Here is a 23,677-nt window from a genome sequence, read left to right as displayed (position 1 = left end):
CTGATCGCTTTTTTGCGGCGCAGATGTATGGAGAACAAGATGAAACGTGCATTTATTATGGTGCTGGACTCCTTTGGTATTGGTGCGACTGAAGATGCGGATCGCTTTGGCGACGTAGGTTCAGACACTATGGGACACATTGCAGAAGCCTGTGCGAAAGGTGAGGCTGACAATGGTCGCAAAGGTCCACTGAATCTGCCTAACCTGACCCGTCTGGGCCTGGTGAAAGCTCACGAAGGTTCTACCGGTAAAATTGCTGCTGGTATGGACGGTAACGCGGAAGTGATTGGTGCCTACGCATGGGCGCATGAACTTTCTTCCGGGAAAGACACGCCGTCTGGCCACTGGGAAATCGCGGGTGTCCCGGTTCTGTTTGATTGGGGTTATTTCTCCGATCATGAAAACAGCTTCCCGCAGGAACTGCTGGATAAACTGGTAAAACGTGCCAACCTGCCAGGCTACCTCGGCAACTGCCACTCTTCCGGTACCGTGATCCTGGATCAACTGGGTGAAGAGCATATGAAAACCGGCAAGCCGATTTTCTATACCTCCGCTGACTCCGTGTTCCAGATTGCCTGCCACGAAGAGACGTTTGGCCTGGATAAACTCTACGAGCTGTGCGAAATCGCACGTGAAGAGCTGACCGAAGGTGGTTACAACATCGGTCGTGTTATCGCACGTCCGTTTATCGGTGATAAAGCCGGTAACTTCCAGCGTACCGGTAACCGTCACGACCTGGCCGTTGAGCCGCCAGCACCGACCGTGCTGCAGAAACTGGTCGACGAAAAAGACGGTCACGTGGTTTCCGTCGGTAAAATCGCGGATATCTACGCTAACTGCGGCATCACCAAAAAAGTGAAAGCCACCGGTCTGGATGCGCTGTTCGACGCCACCATCAAAGAGATGAAAGAAGCAGGTGATAAGACCATCGTCTTCACCAACTTCGTTGATTTCGACTCTTCCTGGGGACATCGTCGCGATATCGCCGGTTATGCAGCGGGCCTGGAACTGTTCGACCGCCGTCTGCCTGAGCTGATGGAGCTGGTGGGTGAAGATGACATTCTGATCCTGACCGCTGACCACGGCTGCGACCCAAGCTGGACCGGCACTGACCACACCCGTGAACACATCCCGGTACTGGTTTACGGCCCGAAAGTGAAACCTGGTTCGTTAGGTCACCGTGAAACCTTCGCTGATATCGGTCAGACGCTGGCGAGCTACTTTGGTACGTCACCGATGGACTACGGTAAAAACATGCTGTAATACCTGTTGTCTTTCGCGCTGTAGATGCGTTGACTTCATTCGCTCCCCCCGGTCACATAGTGAATCTATGCTCCCGGGGATTCACGAATTCGTCGCCTTCCTACAACGCGAAATCCTTAAGGTATTTCACTGTTTTGCATACGTTTTGTAGGCCTGATAAGGCGTAGCCGCCATCAGGCAATAACAACGAAATAAGGACAAAAAATGGCAACTCCACATATTAATGCAGAAATGGGTGATTTCGCTGACGTCGTATTGATGCCGGGCGACCCGCTGCGTGCAAAGCATATTGCTGAAACTTTCCTCGAAGATGTTCGTGAAGTGAACAACGTTCGCGGCATGTTAGGTTTTACCGGTACTTACAAAGGCCGTAAGATCTCCGTTATGGGTCATGGTATGGGTATCCCGTCCTGCTCCATCTACACCAAAGAGCTGATCACCGATTTCGGCGTGAAGAAAATCATTCGCGTAGGCTCCTGCGGCGCTGTGCGTATGGACGTTAAACTGCGTGACGTGGTTATCGGTATGGGCGCTTGCACCGACTCCAAAGTTAACCGTATCCGTTTTAAAGATCATGACTTCGCTGCTATCGCTGACTTCGACATGGTGCGTAACGCGGTTGATGCGGCAAAAGCACTGGGTGTAGACGCGCGCGTGGGCAACCTGTTCTCCGCTGACCTGTTCTACTCTCCGGACGGTGAAATGTTCGACGTGATGGAAAAATACGGCGTGCTGGGCGTGGAAATGGAAGCGGCGGGCATCTACGGTGTTGCTGCGGAATTTGGTGCAAAAGCGCTGACCATCTGCACCGTTTCCGACCATATCCGTACTCACGAGCAGACCACTGCCGCTGAACGTCAGACGACCTTTAACGACATGATCAAAATCGCGCTGGAATCTGTTCTGCTGGGCGATAAAGAGTAAGGGTTGTTGTGGCCCGGTGGCGTTGCGCTGGCCGGGCCTACGGGAATGCCGCTATTAATGCCTGATGGCGCTTCGCTTATCAGGCCTACAGGAGCGGTCTTGTAGGCCGGATAAGGCGCAGCCGCCATCCGGCAATTCGCCACTAATCGCTTAACGCACGGCCTTCGCCACCCACGCCGCCAGTTCACGCAGCTCGCTTTCCTGATCCGGATATTCCGTAACCAGCGCTTCGCAAGTCTGCTGTAAAACATCGGCGCGATACTGGCAGCCCTGTAGTCGCTCTGCCAGCGCTTCTAACGGCGCGGGATTGAGACTGTCGGTAAACACCTGTGTGCGCGTGATATGACCTTTTTCGACGTCGAAATGCAGCTCAACACCGCCCCAGGTGAAACGCTCGTCCAGCAGATGCGAGAAAGCAGGCGCCTGACCAAAATTCCATTCCCAACTGCTCTGGCGGGCAAAGGTTTCGGCAAAATTTGGCAGGTCCGGCGTTTTATCCGGTGAGATCACTTCCGCTTCAACGCGTTCGCCATAATGAGCAAAAAAGGCTTCCGTGATGGCCTGACAGACCTGTTCATGGGTGATGCCCGGTAACAGCTCCGTCAAATTCGCCACCCGTGAGCGGACAGAGGTAATCCCCTTTGCTGCGAGTTTCTTTTTGTCGGGATTGAGATAGTTTGCCAGGCGGCTGAGATCGGCATTTAGCAGCAGCGTGCCGTGGTGGAATCCGCGATCTTTCGTTTCCCGGTAAGCAGAGCCTGAAACTTTGCGATCGCCGTCTGGCGTTTTCACAACCAGGTCGTTACGCCCGGAGGCGTCCGCCGTCACACCCAGAGAATTCAATGCGTTGAGGACAATCGCGGTGGAAATGGTTTTGTCGTACTCCGGTTTACCGGCCATAAAGGTAAAGCAGGTATTGCCTAAGTCATGGAACACCGCGCCGCCGCCGCTGCTACGGCGGGCGAGCCGCACGTTGTCTTCCTCCATACGGCGGGTATTACACTCTTTCCACGGGTTTTGCGCCCGGCCAATCACCACCGTATCGGCGTTACGCCACAAGAACAGGACGCGCTGCGTGGCGGGCATCTGGCGAAAAATGCACTCTTCGACCGCGAGATTAAACCACGGATCGTAAGAGTCTGAGATAAGCAGGCGTAGTGTAGTCATGGTTGATTTCCCTTCTGTTTTACAGTTTTTACTGCTTTTACTCTTTTTTCTCGTTGTCTTCTTCCTGCACCGGTTTGTTGGCGGTCAGCAGGAAAGGGGATTGCTGCCAGCGGGTACGCTTGCCTTGCAATAATGTACGGGTGAGCACGACGCCAATCGCCAGCGCCAGCAGCAGCATCAGGCGTAAGATATTGGTGGTGTTATCTACCTGCTTCGCCTCGGTGGCGAGGGTGTGGGTATCCAGCGTCAGGCGCAAATAGCCCAGCGGACCATTTTTCCCCTGAATGGGTTCGACAATCTGCTGGTTAAAATAACCTCCGGCTTTTTTGCCGTCGAGCGCCAGTCGGTCACGAACGTTGACGCTCTCGCCGGTACGCGTAATCAGGTCTCCCTGTTCATCGTACACGCCAGCGTCCAGAATACGGCTACTTTCCGTCAGCTGCGTGAGTACCGCTTTGATGCGTTTTTCATCCGGCGTTTCGGTACGCATTAGCGGAGCAACATTTAGCGCCACCTGGCGGGCCAGCGTACGGGCCAGCTCTTCGAGCTGCGGATTACGCTGCTGCTGGTGACTTTGACTAAACCAGGATGCGCCCTGCATCAGGGCGACGAGCAGCGCAAGACAGAACAATACAATCACTGCACGATGAAGTCGGAATTTCAGTTTTGCGCGAGCCATATTCCACCTGCTGAAAATTTGAGACTTAATGTTGCCAGAAGCGCTGGTTACAGGGTAGCCTCATGCGTTATTTTCCCCTGATGATTCCGACCCGAACGATTTTACAGGAGCTTTAATGCCTAACATAACCTGGTGCGATCTACCTGAAGATGTTTCTCTGTGGCCAGGTCTGCCTCTCTCTTTAAGTGGCGATGAAGTCATGCCGCTGGACTACCACGCGGGCCGCAGTGGCTGGCTGCTGTACGGTCGTGGTCTGGATAAACAACGTTTAACGCAATACCAGAGCAAACTGGGTGCAGCGATGGTGATTGTTGCTGCCTGGTGCGTCGAGGATTATCAGGTGATTCGCCTGGCGGGTTCGTTAACGCCGCGCGCGGCAAAACTGGCGCATGATGCCAAACTGGATGTTGCCCCGTTAGGCAAAATTCCGCATCTGCGCACGCCGGGTTTGCTGGTGATGGACATGGACTCAACGGCAATCCAGATCGAATGCATTGATGAAATTGCTAAACTGGCTGGAACCGGTGAGATGGTTGCGGAAGTCACGGAACGCGCGATGCGTGGCGAACTGGACTTTACCGCCAGCCTGCGTAGCCGCGTGGCGACGCTGAAGGGCGCTGATGCCAATATTCTGCACCAGGTGCGCGAAACGCTACCGCTGATGCCCGGCCTGACTCAACTGGTGTTAAAACTGGAAACGCTCGGCTGGAAAGTGGCTATTGCCTCTGGCGGCTTTACCTTCTTTGCCGATTACCTGCGTAATAAACTGCGTCTGACGGCGGCTGTAGCAAACGAGCTGGAGATCATGGACGGTAAATTTACCGGCAACGTGATCGGCGATATCGTCGATGCCCAGTACAAAGCCAATACCCTGACCCGCCTGGCGCAAGAATATGAGATCCCGATGGCGCAGACGGTGGCGATCGGCGACGGTGCCAACGACCTGCCGATGATCAAAACGGCCGGGCTGGGTATTGCGTATCATGCTAAACCGAAAGTGAATGAAAAGACGGAGATTACTATCCGCCACGCTGACCTGATGGGCGTGTTCTGCATTCTCTCCGGCAGCATGAACCAGAAATGATTAAATTGCCCGGTGGCAAGCTGTCCGTAGGCCGGATAAGCACCCACGCCATCCGGCAAAAGCGTTAACGAAAGAGGTAAAACGTGGCAAAAGCTCCTAAACGCGCCTTTGTTTGTAATGAATGCGGGGCCGATTACCCGCGCTGGCAGGGGCAATGCAGCGCCTGTCAGGCCTGGAATACCATTACCGAGGTGCGCCTTGCCGCATCGCCAACGGTGGCGCGTAACGAGCGGCTCAGTGGCTATGCCGGGAATGCGGGCGTGGCAAAAGTGCAGAAGCTGTCTGACATCAGCCTTGAAGAACTGCCGCGTTTTTCCACTGGATTTAAAGAGTTTGACCGCGTGCTGGGTGGCGGGGTGGTACCCGGCAGCGCTATCCTGATTGGCGGTAATCCCGGCGCGGGGAAATCAACGCTGCTGCTACAAACGCTGTGTAAACTCGCTGAGCAGATGAAAACCCTGTACGTTACTGGCGAAGAGTCGCTACAACAGGTGGCGATGCGCGCGCACCGGCTTGGCTTGCCGACGGCGAATCTGAACATGCTGTCGGAAACCAGTATTGAACAAATTTGCCTGATTGCCGAAGAAGAACAGCCGAAACTGATGGTGATCGACTCCATTCAGGTAATGCACATGGCGGATATTCAGTCTTCGCCGGGCAGCGTGGCGCAGGTGCGCGAAACGGCGGCTTACCTGACGCGCTTTGCCAAAACGCGCGGCGTGGCGATTGTCATGGTCGGCCACGTCACCAAAGATGGCTCGCTGGCCGGGCCGAAGGTGCTGGAGCACTGTATTGACTGTTCGGTACTGCTCGACGGTGACGCCGATTCCCGTTTCCGTACTCTGCGTAGCCATAAAAACCGCTTTGGTGCGGTGAATGAGCTGGGCGTCTTTGCCATGACCGAACAGGGCCTGCGTGAAGTCAGCAACCCTTCCGCTATCTTCTTAAGCCGTGGCGATGAGGTCACCTCCGGCAGTTCGGTGATGGTGGTCTGGGAAGGCACGCGCCCGCTGCTGGTAGAGATTCAGGCGCTGGTCGATCATTCGATGATGGCGAACCCGCGTCGCGTGGCGGTCGGTCTGGAACAGAACCGTCTGGCGATTCTGCTGGCGGTGCTGCATCGTCACGGTGGCTTGCAGATGGCGGATCAGGACGTGTTCGTTAACGTAGTCGGCGGCGTAAAAGTCACCGAAACCAGCGCCGACCTGGCGTTGCTGCTGGCAATGGTTTCCAGTCTGCGCGACAGGCCGCTGCCGCAGGATTTAGTGGTCTTTGGCGAAGTGGGGCTGGCGGGCGAAATCCGTCCGGTACCCAGCGGCCAGGAGCGTATTTCGGAAGCGGCGAAGCACGGCTTTCGCCGGGCGATTGTCCCTGCCGCTAACGTACCGAAAAAAGTACCGGAAGGGATGCAGGTCTTTGGCGTTAAGAAGCTTGCGGATGCGTTAAGCGTGTTTGACGACCTATAATCAAATACCCGTACGTACTGATTTTGTAGGCCTGATAAGCGAAGCGCCATCAGGCAGTGTTACGCGATTTTTCCAGCAGGAGGCTCTTGTGTCATTTGAATATCTGAAAACCGCCATAAAGCAAAAGGGCTGTACCCTGCAACAGGTGGCGGATGCCAGTGGCATGACCAAGGGATACCTAAGCCAACTGCTGAATGCCAAAATCAAAAGCCCCAGCGCGCAGAAGCTGGAGGCGTTGCACCGTTTTCTCGGGCTGGAGTTTCCGCGCCAGCAGAAAAATATCGGTGTGGTATTCGGCAAGTTTTATCCGCTGCACACCGGCCATATCTATCTTATCCAGCGCGCCTGTAGCCAGGTCGATGAACTGCATATCATCATGGGCTATGACGACACGCGCGATCGCAGCCTGTTTGAAGACAGTGCCATGTCGCAACAGCCTACGGTGCCCGATCGTTTACGCTGGCTGCTGCAAACCTTTAAGTATCAGAAAAATATCCATATTCATGCCTTCAACGAAGAAGGCATGGAGCCGTATCCGCACGGCTGGGACGTGTGGAGCAACGGGATCAAAACGTTTATGCAGGAGAAAGGGATCCAGCCAAACTGGATCTACACCTCTGAAGAATCAGATGCCCCGCAGTATCTGGAACATCTGGGGATTGAAACCGTGCTGGTGGATCCCAAGCGAACGTTTATGAGCATCAGCGGTGGGCAAATCCGTGAAAACCCGTTTCGCTACTGGGAGTATATTCCGACCGAAGTGAAGCCGTTTTTCGTGCGCACCGTGGCGATTCTCGGCGGGGAGTCGAGCGGCAAATCGACGCTGGTGAATAAGCTCGCCAATATCTTTAACACCACCAGTGCGTGGGAATACGGGCGTGATTATGTTTTCTCCCATTTGGGCGGCGATGAGATGGCGTTACAGTATTCTGACTACGATAAAATCGCCCTGGGACAAGCGCAATACATTGATTTTGCTGTTAAGTATGCCAATAAAGTGGCGTTCATCGACACCGATTTCGTGACCACTCAGGCCTTCTGTAAAAAGTATGAAGGGCGTGAACATCCGTTTGTGCAGGCCCTGATTGACGAGTATCGCTTCGATCTGGTGATCCTGCTGGAGAATAATACCCCGTGGGTAGCGGATGGCTTGCGTAGTCTCGGTAGCTCGGTTGACAGAAAAGCATTTCAGACGCTGCTGGTCGAGATGCTGCAGGAAAACAATATCAATTTTGTGCACGTTCAGGAGCCTGACTACGACGGTCGCTTCCTGCGCTGCGTGGAGCTGGTGAAAGAGTTGATGGGCGAGCAGAGGTAGGTTTTAGAGGTAGGTTTTAATGCCGGATGCGCTGCGCTTATCCGGCCTACAAGTCGCACTAACCTCATAGACAGGATGGCGCTGTGCATATTCGGCCTACAAGTCGCACTAACCTCGTAGACAGGATGGCGCGGTGCATATCCGGCCTACAAGTCGCACTAACCTCGTAGGCCGGATAAGGCGTAACGCCGCCATCCGGCGCTTAACGCTAATTACTTAGAAATACGCTTGTACTTAATACGCTTCGGCTCCAGCGCATCCGCGCCCAGCGTGCGTTTCTTGTACTCTTCGTATTCGGTAAAGTTACCTTCGAAGAACTCAACCTTACCTTCGTCCTGGTAATCCAGAATGTGGGTCGCGATACGGTCAAGGAACCAACGGTCGTGCGAGATAACCATCGCGCAACCCGGGAATTCCAGCAGGGCGTTTTCCAGCGCGCGCAGGGTTTCGATATCCAGGTCGTTGGTTGGTTCATCGAGCAGCAGCATGTTGCCGCCAACCTGCAGCAGCTTCGCCAGGTGCAGACGACCACGCTCACCGCCGGACAGCTCGCCTACGCGTTTGCCCTGATCCACACCTTTGAAGTTGAAGCGGCCCACGTAGGCACGGCTTGGCATCTCGGTGTTGCCGATACGCATGATATCCAGCCCGCCGGACACTTCTTCCCACACGGTTTTGCTGTTGTCCATGGCGTCACGGAACTGGTCAACGGAGGCCAGTTTGACGGTTTCACCCAGCGTGATGGTGCCGCTGTCAGGCTGTTCCTGACCGGACATCATACGGAACAGGGTAGATTTACCCGCGCCGTTCGGACCGATGATGCCGACAATTGCACCTTTCGGTACGGAGAAACTCAGATCGTCGATCAGAACGCGATCGCCGTAGGATTTACGCAGATTGGTGACTTCAACAACTTTATCGCCCAGACGTGCTCCAGGTGGAATAAACAGTTCGTTGGTTTCGTTACGTTTCTGGTATTCGGTGTTGTTTAGCTCTTCAAAGCGTGCCAGACGGGCTTTACCCTTAGACTGACGGCCTTTAGCGCCCTGACGTACCCACTCCAGCTCTTTCTCAATAGATTTACGGCGAGCCGCTTCCTGAGAGGCTTCCTGGGCCAGACGCTGATCTTTCTGCTCCAGCCAGGAAGAGTAGTTACCTTCCCACGGAATACCTTCACCACGGTCCAGCTCCAGGATCCAGCCCGCAACGTTGTCGAGGAAGTAACGGTCGTGGGTAATCGCCACTACGGTGCCTTCGAAGTCGTGCAGGAAGCGTTCCAGCCACGCGACGGATTCCGCATCCAGGTGGTTGGTCGGTTCGTCGAGCAGCAGCATGTCTGGTTTTTCCAGCAGCAGGCGGCACAGCGCAACGCGGCGGCGTTCACCACCGGAGAGATTCTCAATTTTAGCGTCCCAGTCCGGCAGACGCAGGGCGTCAGCGGCACGCTCAAGCTGCACGTTCAGGTTATGGCCGTCGTGCGCCTGGATAATTTCTTCAAACTTGCCCTGTTGTGCGGCCAGTTTATCGAAGTCGGCGTCCGGCTCGGCGTACTTGGCGTACACTTCATCCAGACCTTTCAGCGCACTAACCACTTCGGCAACCGCTTCTTCAACGGATTCACGAACGGTATGCTCTGGGTTTAGTTTTGGTTCCTGCGGCAGGTAACCGATTTTAATGCCTGGCTGTGGGCGAGCTTCACCTTCGATATCGGTATCAATACCGGCCATGATACGCAGCAGGGTAGATTTACCCGCACCGTTCAGACCGAGAACACCGATTTTGGCGCCAGGGAAGAAGCTCAGTGAGATGTTTTTAAGAATATGACGTTTCGGCGGAACGACCTTGCCGACACGATGCATGGTATAAACGAATTGGGCCACGTTGGACTCGCCTCTATGTTTATCGTGATGATGAATAGTTATCAAAGGCGAAGTGTAGCCTTTTTCATTGCCCAATCCCAGCCAGCAGATCCCACTCGCAACAAAAGTAAAAAAGTGTCCGTGACGTGGCGCATTCTGCAATGTCTGGTTAGCATGAATTAATTAAGCGGCATGATGCTGCACAGACGTAACATGAGAAGAGGAAGAGCTTGTGGACAAAGCCAATCAATTTACCTGGCGCCTGCTGGCAGCCAGCGTATGTCTGCTGACGGTCAGTCAGGTGGCGCGAGCCGACTCTCTGGATGAGCAGCGCAATCGTTATGCGCAAATCAAGCAAGCCTGGGACAACCGACAGATGGATGTCGTAGAGCAGATGATGCCCGGCCTGAAGAACTATCCTCTGTACCCGTATCTGGAATATCGTCAGATCACTGACGATCTGATGAATCAGCCCACCATTACCGTTACCAATTTTGTGCGTGCCAATCCGACACTGCCCCCTGCGCGTACGCTGCAATCGCGTTTCGTGAATGAACTGGCGCGCCGCGAAGACTGGCGTGGACTGCTGGCGTTCAGCCCGGAAAAACCGGGTACCACGGAAGCGCAATGTAACTATTACTTCGCGAAATGGAGTACCGGGCAAACCGAAGAAGCCTGGCAGGGCGCGAAAGAGCTGTGGTTGACCGGGAAAAGTCAGCCGAACGCCTGTGACAAATTATTTGGCGTATGGCGCGCCTCAGGCACTCAGGATCCGCTGGCGTATCTGGAGCGTATTCGTCTGGCGATGAAAGCCGGGAATACCGGTCTGGTGACGGCGCTAGCCGGACAGATGCCCGCGCAATACCAAACCATTGCCTCTGCGATCATCTCGCTGGCCAACGATCCGAATTCGGTGATGACTTTTGCACGTACCACCGGCGCCACGGATTTCACCCGACAGATGGCGGCGGTCGCCTTTGCCAGCGTGGCGCGTCAGGATGTGGAAAACGCCCGCCTGATGATCCCGTCCCTGGTGCAGGCGCAACAGCTTAATGATGAGCAAACCCAGGAGCTGCGCGATATTGTTGCCTGGCGTCTGATGGGCAATGATGTCACCGACGAGCAAGCCAAATGGCGTGATGATGCGATTATGCGCTCCAATTCCACCTCGCTTGTGGAGCGCCGGGTGCGCATGGCGCTGGGAACCGGCGATCGTCGTGGCCTGAATACCTGGCTGGCGCGTCTGCCAATGGAAGCAAAAGAAAAAGACGAGTGGCGCTACTGGCAGGCGGATCTGCTGCTGGAGCGCGGACGTGATGCGGAAGCCAAAGAGATCCTGCACCAGCTCATGCAGCAACGCGGTTTCTATCCGATGGTGGCGGCACAGCGCCTGGGCGAAGAGTACGAGCTGAAAGTGGATAAAGCGCCAGCGAACGTTGATTCTGCGCTGACTCAGGGGCCAGAAATGGCACGCGTACGCGAGCTAATGTACTGGAACATGGATAATACCGCGCGCAGTGAATGGGCAAATTTGGTCACCAGCCGTACCAAGTCCGAGCAGGCTCAGTTGGCGCGTTACGCGTTCAACAATCACTGGTGGGATCTTAGCGTTCAGGCGACGATCGCCGGTAAGCTGTGGGATCATCTGGAAGAGCGTTTCCCGTTGGCCTATAAAGATCTGTTTACCCGTTACACCAGCGGCAAGGATATTCAGCCAAGCTATGCGATGGCGATAGCGCGTCAGGAAAGCGCCTGGAACCCGAAAGTGAAATCACCGGTCGGCGCCAGCGGGCTGATGCAGATTATGCCGGGCACGGCGACGCATACGGTGAAAATGTTCTCGATTCCAGGTTACAGCAGTCCGAGCCAGCTACTGGATCCTGATACCAACATCAACATTGGTACCAGCTATTTGCAGTACGTATATCAGCAATTCGGCAATAACCGCATCTTTGCGTCGGCAGCCTATAACGCCGGTCCGGGGCGCGTTCGCACCTGGCTTGGCAATAGCGCTGGACGCATTGATGCTGTGGCGTTTGTCGAAAGTATTCCATTCTCAGAGACGCGTGGTTACGTGAAGAATGTGCTGGCTTATGATGCGTACTATCGCTATTTCCTCGGCGATAAACCGGAGTTGATGAGCGAGGCAGAATGGCAACGTCGTTACTGATCGTGTCGATTGTGTTATGCTATCGTACTCGTTAAAGAGTACAAAAGGGGGAAGCAAGCACGCTTCCCCCGCAACGATGGCGATATCTTATGACTCAGCAATCACCCTATTCAGCAGAGATGGCAGAACAACGTCACCAGGAGTGGTTACGTTTTGTCGATCTGCTTAAACACGCCTACGAACAAGATTTACACCTGCCACTGCTCAATTTGATGTTAACGCCGGATGAGCGTGAAGCGTTGGGCACGCGTGTGCGTATCATTGAAGAGCTGCTGCGCGGCGAGATGAGCCAGCGTGAGCTTAAAAACGAGCTCGGGGCGGGAATTGCCACTATTACGCGGGGGTCGAACAGCCTCAAATCCGCACCGGTGGATTTGCGTCAGTGGCTGGAGCAGGTACTGCTAAAAAGTGTCTGATTCTCTCGTAGGCCGGATAAGGCGAAGCCGCCATCCGGCAATGGTGCGCGCTGCTTGCCTGATGGCGCTACGCTTATCAGGCCTACAAATTACAATGACTCATCGTATATCGCGTTATGAAACGGGCTGAGCGCCAGAATCACCGCCTGGTGATAGACGCTTGAGCGCGTCAGCTTGCCCGCGGTAAAAACGCCGATTGCGCCTTCTTTACGGCCAATTTCATCAATACCCGTATAGTCCGACATCACCGGGCCGAGTGCTTCACCTTTGCGGACTCTGTCGAGAATGACAGTCGGCAATGGCAGCGTGGCTGAACGGGCTTCACCGCGCTGAATGCCGTTATCAATCACCACCCAACTGAAGGTGGCGTCATCGTCAATTCCTGCTTCAATGGCGACCCAGAAATCAGCCTGCGGGTGCAGGCGGCGAGCGTTAACAACGCGATTTCGTGCGCCAGTGCGCGTTTCCTGGTTTCCGAAAGGTTGTTCCGGCACGCCACTCTCGACGGCGACGGGTTCAATATGGCAGGATCCTTCCCCGAAAATCTCTTCAAATGCCCGCAGAATTGCCTGAATTTTGGCAGGATTGGTGGTCGCAGAGATAACCTTGTGCATAATTAAGCTCAGTTTGAAAATTCATCGCATCGCAGTATAACGGAAAAAAAGCATGTTACAGGTATACCTTGTTCGCCATGGCGAAACGCAGTGGAACGCCGAGCGACGTATTCAAGGCCAGTCAGACAGCCCACTAACCGCTAAAGGTGAACAACAAGCCATGCAGGTGGGTGAACGCGCCCGCTCGTTTGGTATTACGCATGTCATCAGTAGCGATCTTGGTCGTACACGACGCACCGCAGAAATCATCGCCCAGGCCTGTGGCTGTGATATCACCTATGACTCCCGTCTGCGCGAGCTAAATATGGGAGTGCTGGAAAAACGTCACATCGATACGCTGACGCCAGAGGAAGAGGGCTGGCGTCGCCAGTTGGTGAATGGCACGGTGGATGGTCGTATCCCGGAAGGGGAATCGATGCAGGAATTGAGCGATCGCGTCAACGCGGCGCTGGCATCCTGTCTGGAATTGCCGCCGGGAAGTCGTCCGCTGCTGGTCAGTCACGGTATCGCGCTGGGTTGCCTGGTGAGTACAATTCTGGGATTACCGGCATGGGCTGAACGTCGCTTGCGTCTGCGCAACTGTTCTATTTCTCGCGTTGATTACCAGGAAAGCTTATGGCTGGCGCCGGGATGGGTCGTTGAAACGGCAGGGGACATCTCACATCTGGACGCCCCTGCGTTGGATGAACTGCAGCGCTAGCGGCGAATCGGAATCAGGAATTCGCAGCGCAGGTTGATCGGGCGATCTCCCGCTTTGGCATCTTCTGCCGGGTAGTATCGCTCGATATCCTGTCCTTTACGGCGCGTCAGGTTCAGCATTGGCATGCATGTGCCGTAAACCGTCAGGATAAACTCTTGCACACCGGTTCCCAGCCCTTCGTAGGTAAACATCACGTACTCGCCACCCTGTAACAGGATAGGCTGCGCCGACGGCACATAGCCATTGGCCTGTTCCGGCGTCAGTGCTGTGGTGTAAAACACTTCCTGTTCGTCATCTTTTTCAATGCTCGGACGCGTTTCGTTAAGCCCGTACAGCACTGGCGGGATCGCCGGAGCCTGAGCAAGGAAGTCGCGCCAGAACTGAATACGCATTTCATGACGGAAATCTGAAATCTGTTCCAGCGAGCAGGAATAGCTTTGCGTGGTGCCGAGCAGTTGCGTATCTTCCAGGGTGACAAACTCGTGCGCAGGCATTGTAAATTCACCCAGTCGCATTGGTGGGCGAATACCGAATGCGCTCCATTCCGGGGAGCGGCGATACAGCGCTGGTGTCTGCGAAAATTGTTTCTTGAATGCGCGAGTAAAAGTTTGTTGAGAGTCGAAGCGATATTGCAGCGCAATATCCAAAATTGGACGCGCAGTCAGGCGCAGCGCCACTGCGGATTTCGATAAACGACGGGCGCGGATATAGGCGCCAATAGCATGGCCCGTCACGTCCTTAAACATTCTCTGCAGGTGCCACTTGGAATAGCCCGCTTTTGCCGCCACATTGTCAAGCGACAAAGGCTGATCCAGATGACCTTCCAGCCAGATTAATAGGTCGCGAATAATGCCAGCCTGATCCATAAAATATCCTCATCCTTTCAACAACGAGTACCTGACGTCAGGTATGAGGATAATAGCATTTTTTGCTGTTTTAGCATTCAGTGTTTTTTTTTGCTCATAAGTGCTTTTTTCGGACATACGAAAGCGTGATTATTGTAATCCTGTGATCTGTATACATTTTATCTTAAAATGTTTAATAATCACGCAGAACAACTTTTAAGAATGGTAACAATATGAAATATAAGAGCTTAGTCATTTCCTCAATTCTGCTGATGTTGGCGCAGGTCGCCCATGCGGAGCAGATTGGATCTGTCGATACAGTGTTCAAAATGTTTGGGCCGGATCATAAAATTGTGGTCGAAGCGTTTGACGATCCGGATGTTACCAATGTGACCTGTTACGTGAGTCGTGCGAAGACCGGCGGCATCAAAGGTGGACTGGGGCTGGCGGAAGATACTTCCGATGCCGCCATCTCTTGCCAGCAGGTTGGGCCGGTAGAACTGAGCGACAGAATCAAGAACGGTAAAGCTCAGGGCGAAGTGGTATTTAAGAAACGTACCTCGCTGGTGTTTAAATCTTTACAGGTCGTGCGTTTTTACGATGCGAAACGTAATGCGCTGGCCTATCTGGCCTATTCAGATAAAGTTGTCGATGGATCGCCCAAAAATGCCATCAGTGCGGTACCCATCATGCCGTGGCGGCAATAACAAGGAAGCACAATGCAACAGCCGTTGATCTGGTTGGTTGAGGATGAGCAGGGAATCGCTGAAACGCTTATCTACATGCTGCAACAGGAAGGGTTTAGCGTAGAGGCGTTTGAGCGCGGATTTCCCGTGCTGGAGAAATCTCGCCAGCAATGCCCTGATGCCATCATTCTGGATGTCGGGCTACCGGATATCAGCGGTTTTGAACTGTGCCGACGTTTACTGGAACGCCACCCGGCGCTGCCGATCCTTTTTCTGACCGCGCGCAGCGATGAAGTGGATCGCCTGTTGGGGCTGGAAATTGGCGCAGATGACTATGTTGCCAAGCCTTTCTCGCCGCGCGAGGTGTGCGCTCGTGTGCGTACGCTGCTGCGGCGGGTGCAAAAATTCTCCACGCCTTCATCGATGACACGCTGTGGGGATTTTGAACTTAATGAGCTGGCCGCGCAGATTACCTGGTTCAGCATGCCGTTGAACCTGACGCGTTATGAATTCCTGCTGCTGAAAACATTGCTGATGTCGCCGGGACGTATTTACTCTCGCCAGCAACTGATGGATTTAGTCTGGGCAGACGCGCAGGATACCTTTGACAGAACGGTTGATACTCACATCAAAACGCTGCGCGCCAAGCTGCGGGCTATCAATCCGGAGCTTTCCCCCATCAATACACATCGCGGTATGGGATACAGCCTGAGGAATTGCTGATGCGCATTGGCATGCGTTTGCTGCTCGGCTATTTTCTGATTGTCGCGGTCGCCGCCTGGTTTGTTCTGTCTATCTTTGTGCAGGAAATTAAGCCAGGCGTCCGTCGGGCGACCGAAGGTACTTTAATTGATACCGCCACGCTGCTGGCTGCACTGGCGCGTGATGACGTGCTCTCTGACTCACCGGCTAACGGCAAGCTGGCGCAGGCATTTGCGCAGCTGCATAACCGCCCATTTAACGCCAACATCAGTGGCATTAACAAAGTGCGTAACGAATACCATGTCTACATGACCGACGCGCAGGGCAAGGTGTTGTTTGATTCCGCCAACCAGGCCGTCGGTCAGGACTATTCCCGCTGGAACGACGTGTGGTTAACGCTGCGTGGTGAGTATGGCGCCCGCAGTACGCCGCAAAACCCGAACGATCCGGAAAGCTCGGTGATGTACGTTGCCGCGCCGATCGTAGACGGTGGGCGTATTATCGGCGTGCTCAGTGTCGGCAAACCAAATGCGGCGATGGCACCGGTGATTAAACGCAGTGAACGGCGAATGCTGTGGGCCAGCGCCGTATTGCTGGGCATTGCCCTGGTGATTGGCTTCGGGATGGTATGGTGGATAAACCGATCTATTGCCCGGCTGGCGCGTTATGCCGACTCCGTTACCGAGAATCGCCCCGTCCCACTGCCTGATTTAGGCAGCAGCGAGTTACGCAAACTGGCGCAGGCGCTGGAAAGTATGCGTCTGAAGCTCGAAGGCAAGAACTACATTGAGCAGTATGTCTACGCGTTAACGCATGAGCTGAAAAGTCCGCTGGCGGCCATTCGTGGCGCGGCAGAGATATTGCGAGAAGGCCCGCCGCCAAACGTGGTAGCGCGTTTTACCGATAATATTCTGACGCAAAATGCGCGTATGCAGGCGCTGGTCGAAACTTTGCTGCGCCAGGCGCGACTGGAGAATCGACAGGACGTTACGTTGACGGCGGTGGAGGTAGATACGCTATTTGCTCAGCTCAAAGAGGCGCGTAGCGTGCAGCTGGCGGCAAAAAACATCACGCTGACCATTTTGCCTTCATCGCTTAGCGTCGCTGCCGATCCTGCGTTACTGGAGCAGGCGTTGGGGAATTTACTCGACAATGCTATCGACTTCACGCCACAGGACGGGACGATTACGCTGAGCGCGCATCAGCAGGAGGAGCGGGTCACATTGCAGGTTACCGACAGCGGTAGCGGCATCCCTGATTTTGCATTGCCGCGTATTTTTGAGCGCTTCTACTCGCTGCCCCGCGAGAATGGACACAAGAGCAGCGGTTTGGGGCTGGCGTTTGTCAGTGAAGTTGCACGACTGCATGAAGGTACGGTGACATTATCTAACCGACCAGAGGGCGGCGCACAGGCCTCGTTTACGCTTCACCGTCACTTCACATAACTTCAAATTCTCCGCACATAGCTGTTCTACCTTGCTGATATTGCAAAGGAGAACGCTATGTTTAAATCACCCCTGTTTTGGAAAATCGTCACCTTAGGCGGCGCCATAATACTGCTGTTAATACCACTGACGATGGTCAGGCAGATAATCGTTGAGCGATCGGATTATCGTGATGAAGTCGAAGCTGCTATCCGCCAGAGCACCAGCGGGCCGCAAAAGATGGTCGGGCCGTTGATAGCCATTCCGGTGACAGAGCTTTACACCTCGCTGGAGGATGGCAAAGAGATCCAGCGTAAGCGCAGCTATATCCATTTCTGGCTGCCGGATTCGTTGGTGGTTGAGGGGAATCAGAACGTTGAAGCGCGTAAAATCGGCATTTATGAGGGCCAGGTCTGGCACAATGAACTCTCGGTGAAGGCCGAGTTTAACGCTGAACGTTTGCGTGATTTAAACCATCCCAACGTCAGCGTCGGCAAACCGTTTATCGTGGTTGGCGTGGGGGATGCGCGCGGGATCGGTGTGGTGCAAGCGCCGCAGATCAATGGGGAATCACTGGCTGTTGAGCCAGGGACGGGGCTGGATGGAGGGGCTCAAGGGATCCACATTCCGCTACCTGACGCGAGCTGGGCGGAGCAAAACCTGAGCATGGCGCTGTCGTTGAATTTGAGCGGAACAGGAGATTTCTCCGTTGTTCCGGTTGGCCGTAACAGTGAAATGACTTTAACCAGCAACTGGCCGCATCCCAACTTTCTGGGGGATTTCCTCCCGGCGAAGCGCGAAATCAGCGAATCAGGATTTAAGTCCCAGTGGCAGAGCAGCTGGTTCGCGAATAACCTCGGCGAACGCTTTGATGGCGAAAAGATTGGCTGGAAGGGAATGCCTGCATTTAGCGTTGCCGTCGCCACGCCAGCGGATCAGTATCAGTTAACGGACAGGGCTACCAAGTATGCCATCCTGCTGATTGTACTGACCTTTATGTCTTTCTTCGTGCTTGAAAGTATGACCAGCCTGCGTCTGCACCCGATGCAGTATCTGCTGGTGGGGCTATCGCTGGTGATGTTTTATCTGCTGCTACTGGCATTGTCTGAGCACATTGGTTTTACGGCGGCGTGGATTACGGCAAGCCTGGTGGGGGCGTTGATGAACGGGGTGTATCTGCAGGCGATATTACAGAGTTGGCGGAACAGTATTTTGTTCACCGTGGCGCTACTGGGGCTGGATGGGGTGATGTGGGTGCTGCTACGTTCACAGGACAGCTCTTTACTGCTGGGAACCGGCGTGCTGTTGGTGGCGTTGTGTGGCGTGATGTTCCTGACGCGTCATCTTGACTGGCACTCGCTGGCACAGCCAAAACCAAAGCCGACAGAAATTCCGGAGCCTCAGCCTGCGCAGAGTGACGAGTTTCGCTTATGGAAATAGGGCTGTGGTGAAATGAAAAACGGCGCATAATGCGCCGTTTTTTTACCTGTAAGGATTGAATTAATCCTGCAGGTCGCCGCAGAAACGGTAGCCTTCACCGTGAATGGTGGCGATGATTTCTGGCGTATCCGGCGTAGATTCGAAATGTTTACGAATGCGGCGGATAGTCACGTCAACAGTACGGTCATGCGGCTTCAGTTCGCGACCGGTCATTTTTTTCAGCAGTTCTGCGCGAGACTGGATTTTGCCCGGATTCTCACAGAAGTGAAGCATTGCACGGAATTCGCTGCGTGGCAGTTTATACTGCTCGCCGTCAGGACCAATCAGAGAGCGGCTGTTGATGTCCAGCTCCCAGCCGTTGAACTTGTAGCTTTCGACGCTACGGCGTTCTTCGCTGACAGTACCCAGGTTCATGGTACGGGACAGCAGGTTACGAGCACGGATAGTCAGTTCGCGCGGGTTAAACGGCTTGGTGATGTAATCGTCTGCGCCGATTTCGAGGCCGAGAATTTTATCGACTTCGTTATCACGGCCCGTCAGGAACATCAACGCAACGTTAGCTTGTTCGCGAAGTTCGCGCGCTAACAGGAGGCCATTTTTCCCAGGCAGATTGATATCCATAATCACAAGGTTGATGTCATATTCAGAGAGAATCTGATGCATTTCCGCGCCATCTGTCGCTTCGAATACATCATAGCCTTCTGCTTCGAAAATGCTTTTCAACGTGTTGCGTGTTACTAACTCGTCTTCAACGATAAGAATGTGCGGGGTCTGCATGTTTGCTACCTAAATTGCCAACTAAATCGAAACAGGAAGTACAAAAGTCCCTGACCTGCCTGATGCATGCCGTAAATTAACATGATCGGCGTAACATGACTAAAGTACGTAATTGCGTTCTTGATGCACTTTCCATCAACGTCAACAACATCATTAGCTTGGTCGTGGGTAGTTTCCCTCTGGACCCGACAGTGTCAAAAACGGCTGTCATCCTAACCATTTTAACAGCAACATAACAGGCTAAGACATGCCGGACACCCAATAAAACTACGCTTCGTTGACATATATCAAGTTCAATTGTAGCACGTTAACAGTTTGATGAAATCAACGTATCCAAATGTTTGCTTTCATCACAAAATTGCAATATTACAACTAGTTGCACGAGCTAATTAATAAATGTAATGAATCCAACCAATGCGATCCATTTTAAAATAAATTATCATGGATAAACAGAGGGATATACAACTTCTGTTAACATAAAAAGCAATAGTACAGTTTGGAAATAGTTTAGCATTTTTTACCAGATGCGAAATCCTTTTTCAGTGACTTCTGTTAAAAAAATGTAAATTTGCGCTGCGTAATATGTTGATGTGCGTCACATTATTACTTGCAGACTGACCAAAAAGAGTATCGAAATGCGTTTAACAATTATTCTGGTTGCCCCTGCCAGAGCGGAAAATATTGGCGCGGCTGCCCGTGCGATGAAGACCATGGGATTCACTCAATTACGTATCGTTGACAGCGAGGCGCATCTGGAACCCGCCACGCGATGGGTCGCGCATGGATCGGGTGACATTATTGATAATATTAACGTTTTTCCAACGTTAGCCGATGCGCTTCACGACGTTGATTTTACCGTTGCGACCACCGCGCGTAGCCGGGCGAAGTTCCATTATTACGCCACCCCGGTCGAACTGGTTCCCCTGTTACAGGAGAAATCCACGTGGATGGAACATGCTGCGCTGGTGTTTGGTCGTGAAGATTCGGGGCTGACCAATGAAGAATTAGCGCTGGCAGATGTACTCACTGGTGTACCGATGGTCGCTGACTATCCTTCACTCAATTTGGGGCAGGCGGTGATGGTGTATTGCTATCAATTAGCAGGTTTAATACAACAACCGGCCAAAAACGTTGAGGTGACGGATGAGCTTCAGCTGCAGGCATTGCGCGCGCGCGTTTTGCGTTTATTAGCCACGCTGAACGTTTCTGACGACATCAAGCTGACGGACTGGTTGCAACAGCGAATGGGTCTGTTGGGGCAGCGAGACACGGCAATGTTGCACCGTTTTTTACATGATATTGAAAAAAAACATCACAAAATAAAATGTTGAATAATTTTTGTTTTGTAGTGTTTTGATCTTGGTTCAAGTGGGATCGACATGCTGTATTGGTTGAAAGTAAAAGGGCAAGCAGTCGCTCATGAACAAGTTTCGGAATGTGATCAATTTAAAAATTTATTGACTTAGGTCAGCAGATACTTTAACCCTAAAAGAATACAGGACAGATAATAAATAATTACAGAGCACACAACATCATGAAACGCATCAGCATCACCATTACTACAACCATCACCATTACCACAGGTAACGGTGCGGGCTGACGCGTACAGGAAACACAAGAAAAAGCCCGCACCTAAACAGTGCGGGCTTTTTTTTCGACCAAAGGCAATGAGGTAAACCATGCGAGTGTTGAAGTTCGGCGGTACATCAGTGGCAAATGCAGAGCGCTTTCTGCGGGTTGCCGATATTCTGGAAAGCAATGCCAGACAGGGGCAGGTCGCGACCGTTCTCTCTGCCCCCGCAAAAATTACCAACCATCTGGTGGCAATGATTGAGAAGACCATCGGTGGTCAGGATGCTTTAGCCAATATCAGCGATGCCGAACGCATTTTCTCCGAGCTGCTGGTGGGTCTTGCCGCCGAGCAACCAGGTTTTCCGCTGGCGCAGCTCAAAGCCTTTGTTGAACAAGAATTTGCTCAGATTAAGCACGTCCTGCACGGCATCAGCCTGCTGGGACAGTGCCCGGACAGCATCAATGCCGCGCTTATCTGCCGTGGTGAAAAAATGTCGATTGCTATCATGGCCGGCCTGCTGGAAGCACGCGGGCATAACGTAACGGTCATCGACCCGGTGGAGAAATTGCTGGCTGTCGGCCATTACCTCGAATCTACCGTTGATATCGCCGAATCTACGCGCCGCATCGCCGCCAGCCGTATTCCTGCGGACCACATGATTCTGATGGCAGGGTTTACTGCCGGAAATGAAAAAGGTGAGTTAGTGGTGTTGGGGCGTAACGGCTCTGACTACTCTGCCGCCGTACTGGCCGCCTGTTTGCGTGCCGATTGTTGTGAAATCTGGACCGATGTCGACGGCGTATATACTTGCGATCCGCGTCAGGTACCCGACGCCCGACTGCTGAAGTCAATGTCTTATCAGGAAGCGATGGAGCTTTCTTACTTCGGCGCTAAAGTGCTGCACCCGCGCACCATTACCCCTATTGCCCAGTTCCAGATCCCGTGCCTGATTAAAAATACCGGCAATCCGCAAGCGCCCGGCACGCTGATCGGTGCCAGCAGTGATGACGATGATTTGCCGGTAAAAGGTATTTCTAACCTCAATAACATGGCGATGTTTAGCGTTTCCGGCCCTGGAATGAAAGGTATGGTGGGCATGGCGGCGCGCGTTTTTGCCGCAATGTCGCGTGCGGGCATCTCGGTAGTGCTGATCACCCAATCCTCTTCTGAATACAGCATCAGCTTCTGCGTCCCGCAGGGCGACTGCGCGCGTGCGCAACGCGCCATGCAGGATGAATTCTATCTCGAACTGAAAGAAGGCCTGCTGGAGCCGCTGGCGGTGACTGAGCGTCTGGCCATCATCTCGGTCGTTGGCGATGGTATGCGCACCCTGCGCGGCATCTCGGCGAAGTTCTTTGCCGCGCTGGCTCGGGCGAACATCAATATTGTAGCGATCGCCCAGGGCTCGTCTGAGCGTTCTATTTCGGTGGTGGTGAATAACGATGACGCGACCACCGGCGTACGCGTTACCCATCAGATGCTGTTCAACACCGACCAGGTGATTGAAGTGTTTGTGATTGGCGTAGGCGGCGTGGGCGGTGCGCTGCTGGAGCAGCTTAAACGTCAGCAAACCTGGCTCAAAAAGAAACATATCGATCTGCGTGTGTGCGGCGTGGCGAACTCGAAGGCGCTGCTGACCAACGTCCACGGTCTGAATCTGGAAAACTGGCAGTCGGAGCTGGAGAGCGCGAAAGAGCCTTTCAATCTTGGGCGCTTAATTCGTCTGGTGAAAGAATACCATCTGCTCAATCCGGTGATTGTCGACTGTACGTCAAGCCAGGCGGTAGCAGACCAGTATGCCGACTTCCTGCGCGAAGGCTTCCATGTGGTTACGCCGAACAAAAAGGCCAACACGTCGTCGATGGATTACTACCATCAGCTGCGTTTTGCCGCCGCGAAGTCACGTCGTAAATTCCTGTACGACACCAACGTGGGCGCGGGCCTGCCGGTTATTGAAAACCTGCAAAATCTGCTCAGCGCAGGTGATGAACTGCAACGTTTTTCAGGCATCCTTTCTGGCTCACTGTCGTTTATTTTCGGCAAGCTGGATGAAGGCATGAGCTTCTCGCAGGCCACCACCCTGGCGCGTGAGATGGGCTATACCGAACCCGATCCGCGTGACGATCTTTCCGGTACGGACGTGGCGCGTAAGCTGCTGATCCTGGCCCGTGAAACCGGTCGTGAGCTGGAGCTTTCTGACATTGTCATTGAGCCGGTCCTGCCAAAAGAGTTTGATGACTCCGGTGATGTTTCCGCGTTTATGGCGAAATTGTCGCAGCTGGATGACGTCTTTGCCGCGCGCGTGGCGAAAGCCCGTGATGAGGGAAAAGTATTGCGCTATGTTGGCAATATCGAAGAGGACGGCGTTTGTCGCGTGAAAATTGATGCAGTAGACGGCAACGATCCGCTGTTTAAAGTGAAAAACGGTGAAAACGCGCTGGCGTTCTATAGCCACTATTATCAGCCGTTACCGTTGGTTCTGCGCGGATATGGCGCGGGTAACGATGTGACGGCGGCGGGCGTCTTTGCCGACCTGCTACGCACCCTTTCATGGAAGTTAGGAGTCTGAC

The 23,677-nt window shown here is 53.6% G+C and carries 22 protein-coding genes and 1 other annotated feature; of the genes, 16 read left to right on the top strand and 6 right to left on the bottom strand.

Annotated features, from left to right (window positions below):
• The first annotated feature begins 39 nt into the window (after positions 1–39).
• A complete protein-coding gene (gene deoB, locus OGY06_RS21880) occupies positions 40–1,263 on the top strand; it encodes a phosphopentomutase (RefSeq protein WP_003019037.1) in 1,224 nt (407 codons plus the stop codon).
• 204 nt (positions 1,264–1,467) lie between these two features.
• Positions 1,468–2,187 (top strand): purine-nucleoside phosphorylase, encoded by a 720-nt coding sequence (gene deoD / locus OGY06_RS21875; protein ID WP_000224864.1) that lies wholly within the window; start codon positions 1,468–1,470, stop codon positions 2,185–2,187.
• A gap of 150 nt (positions 2,188–2,337) precedes the next feature.
• Here deoD and lplA read toward each other — a convergent pair whose 3' ends face one another.
• Entirely contained in the window at positions 2,338–3,354 is a 1,017-nt protein-coding gene (lplA, locus tag OGY06_RS21870) for a lipoate--protein ligase (RefSeq protein ID WP_003829951.1), read from the bottom strand.
• A 37-nt stretch (positions 3,355–3,391) separates the two neighbouring features.
• A complete protein-coding gene (locus OGY06_RS21865) occupies positions 3,392–4,033 on the bottom strand; it encodes a YtjB family periplasmic protein (protein WP_003829948.1) in 642 nt (213 codons plus the stop codon).
• Positions 4,034–4,148: 115 nt separating this feature from the next.
• Here OGY06_RS21865 and serB point away from each other — a divergent pair, with 115 nt between their 5' ends.
• The 3 genes from serB (at position 4,149) to nadR (ending at position 7,901) form a co-directional block, all read left to right on the top strand.
• A complete protein-coding gene (gene serB / locus OGY06_RS21860) occupies positions 4,149–5,117 on the top strand; it encodes a phosphoserine phosphatase (RefSeq protein WP_003829946.1) in 969 nt (322 codons plus the stop codon).
• 83 nt (positions 5,118–5,200) lie between these two features.
• Positions 5,201–6,583: a DNA repair protein RadA gene (radA, locus tag OGY06_RS21855; protein WP_003829944.1), complete on the top strand. Its 1,383-nt coding sequence runs from the start codon at positions 5,201–5,203 to the stop codon at positions 6,581–6,583.
• Positions 6,584–6,671: 88 nt separating this feature from the next.
• On the top strand, positions 6,672–7,901 hold the full coding sequence (gene nadR, locus OGY06_RS21850; RefSeq protein WP_502872912.1) for a multifunctional transcriptional regulator/nicotinamide-nucleotide adenylyltransferase/ribosylnicotinamide kinase NadR: 1,230 nt from the start codon (positions 6,672–6,674) through the stop codon (positions 7,899–7,901).
• A gap of 212 nt (positions 7,902–8,113) precedes the next feature.
• On the opposite strand, the gene ettA is transcribed toward nadR, so the two are convergent.
• Positions 8,114–9,781 (bottom strand): energy-dependent translational throttle protein EttA, encoded by a 1,668-nt coding sequence (gene ettA / locus OGY06_RS21845; RefSeq protein ID WP_003829940.1) that lies wholly within the window; start codon positions 9,779–9,781, stop codon positions 8,114–8,116.
• Between the two features lie 211 nt (positions 9,782–9,992).
• On the opposite strand from ettA, the gene sltY reads away from it, so the two are divergent.
• Together sltY and trpR are read left to right on the top strand one after the other, a co-directional pair.
• Positions 9,993–11,930, top strand: coding sequence for a murein transglycosylase (gene sltY, locus OGY06_RS21840; protein ID WP_063941075.1), 1,938 nt, complete (start codon positions 9,993–9,995; stop codon positions 11,928–11,930).
• 89 nt (positions 11,931–12,019) lie between these two features.
• The gene (gene trpR / locus OGY06_RS21835) at positions 12,020–12,346 is read left to right on the top strand and encodes a trp operon repressor (protein ID WP_032934222.1); all 327 of its coding nucleotides are present in this window, start codon (positions 12,020–12,022) and stop codon (positions 12,344–12,346) included.
• An 89-nt stretch (positions 12,347–12,435) separates the two neighbouring features.
• On the opposite strand, the gene yjjX is transcribed toward trpR, so the two are convergent.
• Positions 12,436–12,960: an inosine/xanthosine triphosphatase gene (yjjX, locus tag OGY06_RS21830; RefSeq protein WP_003829935.1), complete on the bottom strand. Its 525-nt coding sequence runs from the start codon at positions 12,958–12,960 to the stop codon at positions 12,436–12,438.
• 52 nt (positions 12,961–13,012) lie between these two features.
• Between yjjX and gpmB the strand changes: the two genes are divergently transcribed.
• The gene (gene gpmB / locus OGY06_RS21825) at positions 13,013–13,660 is read left to right on the top strand and encodes a 2,3-diphosphoglycerate-dependent phosphoglycerate mutase GpmB (RefSeq protein WP_003019006.1); all 648 of its coding nucleotides are present in this window, start codon (positions 13,013–13,015) and stop codon (positions 13,658–13,660) included.
• Here the strand turns inward: gpmB and robA are convergent.
• Positions 13,657–14,526: an MDR efflux pump AcrAB transcriptional activator RobA gene (gene robA / locus OGY06_RS21820; protein ID WP_003829933.1), complete on the bottom strand. Its 870-nt coding sequence runs from the start codon at positions 14,524–14,526 to the stop codon at positions 13,657–13,659. The genes gpmB and robA overlap by 4 nt on opposite strands.
• Before the next feature lie 212 nt (positions 14,527–14,738).
• Here robA and creA point away from each other — a divergent pair, with 212 nt between their 5' ends.
• Genes creA through creD form a run of 4 tightly spaced genes read left to right on the top strand, consistent with a single transcriptional unit; the run spans position 14,739 to position 18,757 of the window.
• Complete coding sequence (gene creA / locus OGY06_RS21815; protein WP_003018998.1) at positions 14,739–15,212, top strand: protein CreA; 474 nt, start codon at positions 14,739–14,741, stop codon at positions 15,210–15,212.
• Positions 15,213–15,224: 12 nt separating this feature from the next.
• Positions 15,225–15,914: a two-component system response regulator CreB gene (creB, locus tag OGY06_RS21810; RefSeq protein WP_193134988.1), complete on the top strand. Its 690-nt coding sequence runs from the start codon at positions 15,225–15,227 to the stop codon at positions 15,912–15,914.
• A complete protein-coding gene (gene creC / locus OGY06_RS21805; protein ID WP_003829926.1) occupies positions 15,914–17,338 on the top strand; it encodes a two-component system sensor histidine kinase CreC in 1,425 nt (474 codons plus the stop codon). The genes creB and creC overlap by 1 nt, the downstream gene beginning before the upstream one ends.
• A 57-nt stretch (positions 17,339–17,395) precedes the next feature.
• On the top strand, positions 17,396–18,757 hold the full coding sequence (creD, locus tag OGY06_RS21800) for a cell envelope integrity protein CreD (protein WP_286605944.1): 1,362 nt from the start codon (positions 17,396–17,398) through the stop codon (positions 18,755–18,757).
• Between the two features lie 60 nt (positions 18,758–18,817).
• Here the strand turns inward: creD and arcA are convergent, their stop codons facing one another.
• The gene (gene arcA, locus OGY06_RS21795) at positions 18,818–19,534 is read right to left on the bottom strand and encodes a two-component system response regulator ArcA (RefSeq protein WP_001194359.1); all 717 of its coding nucleotides are present in this window, start codon (positions 19,532–19,534) and stop codon (positions 18,818–18,820) included.
• A 95-nt stretch (positions 19,535–19,629) separates the two neighbouring features.
• On the opposite strand from arcA, the gene yjjY reads away from it, so the two are divergent.
• The 4 genes from yjjY (at position 19,630) to thrA (ending at position 23,676) form a co-directional block, all read left to right on the top strand.
• Positions 19,630–19,770 (top strand): YjjY family protein, encoded by a 141-nt coding sequence (gene yjjY, locus OGY06_RS21790; RefSeq protein ID WP_042998021.1) that lies wholly within the window; start codon positions 19,630–19,632, stop codon positions 19,768–19,770.
• Positions 19,771–20,169: 399 nt separating this feature from the next.
• A complete protein-coding gene (locus tag OGY06_RS21785) occupies positions 20,170–20,865 on the top strand; it encodes a tRNA/rRNA methyltransferase (RefSeq protein WP_213752493.1) in 696 nt (231 codons plus the stop codon).
• Positions 20,866–21,063: 198 nt separating this feature from the next.
• Positions 21,064–21,190, top strand: a sequence feature (Thr leader region).
• Entirely contained in the window at positions 21,069–21,134 is a 66-nt protein-coding gene (gene thrL / locus OGY06_RS21780; RefSeq protein WP_032337689.1) for a thr operon leader peptide, read from the top strand. It overlaps the preceding feature by 66 nt.
• Before the next feature lie 23 nt (positions 21,191–21,213).
• Entirely contained in the window at positions 21,214–23,676 is a 2,463-nt protein-coding gene (gene thrA / locus OGY06_RS21775; RefSeq protein WP_003829761.1) for a bifunctional aspartate kinase/homoserine dehydrogenase I, read from the top strand.
• The last annotated feature ends 1 nt before the right edge of the window (position 23,677 follow it).

Source organism: Citrobacter sp. Cpo147, from assembly GCF_030332405.1.
In the GTDB taxonomy this organism is placed as follows: Bacteria; Pseudomonadota; Gammaproteobacteria; order Enterobacterales; family Enterobacteriaceae; genus Citrobacter; species Citrobacter portucalensis.
This window is presented reverse-complemented; position numbering and strand designations above follow the sequence as displayed.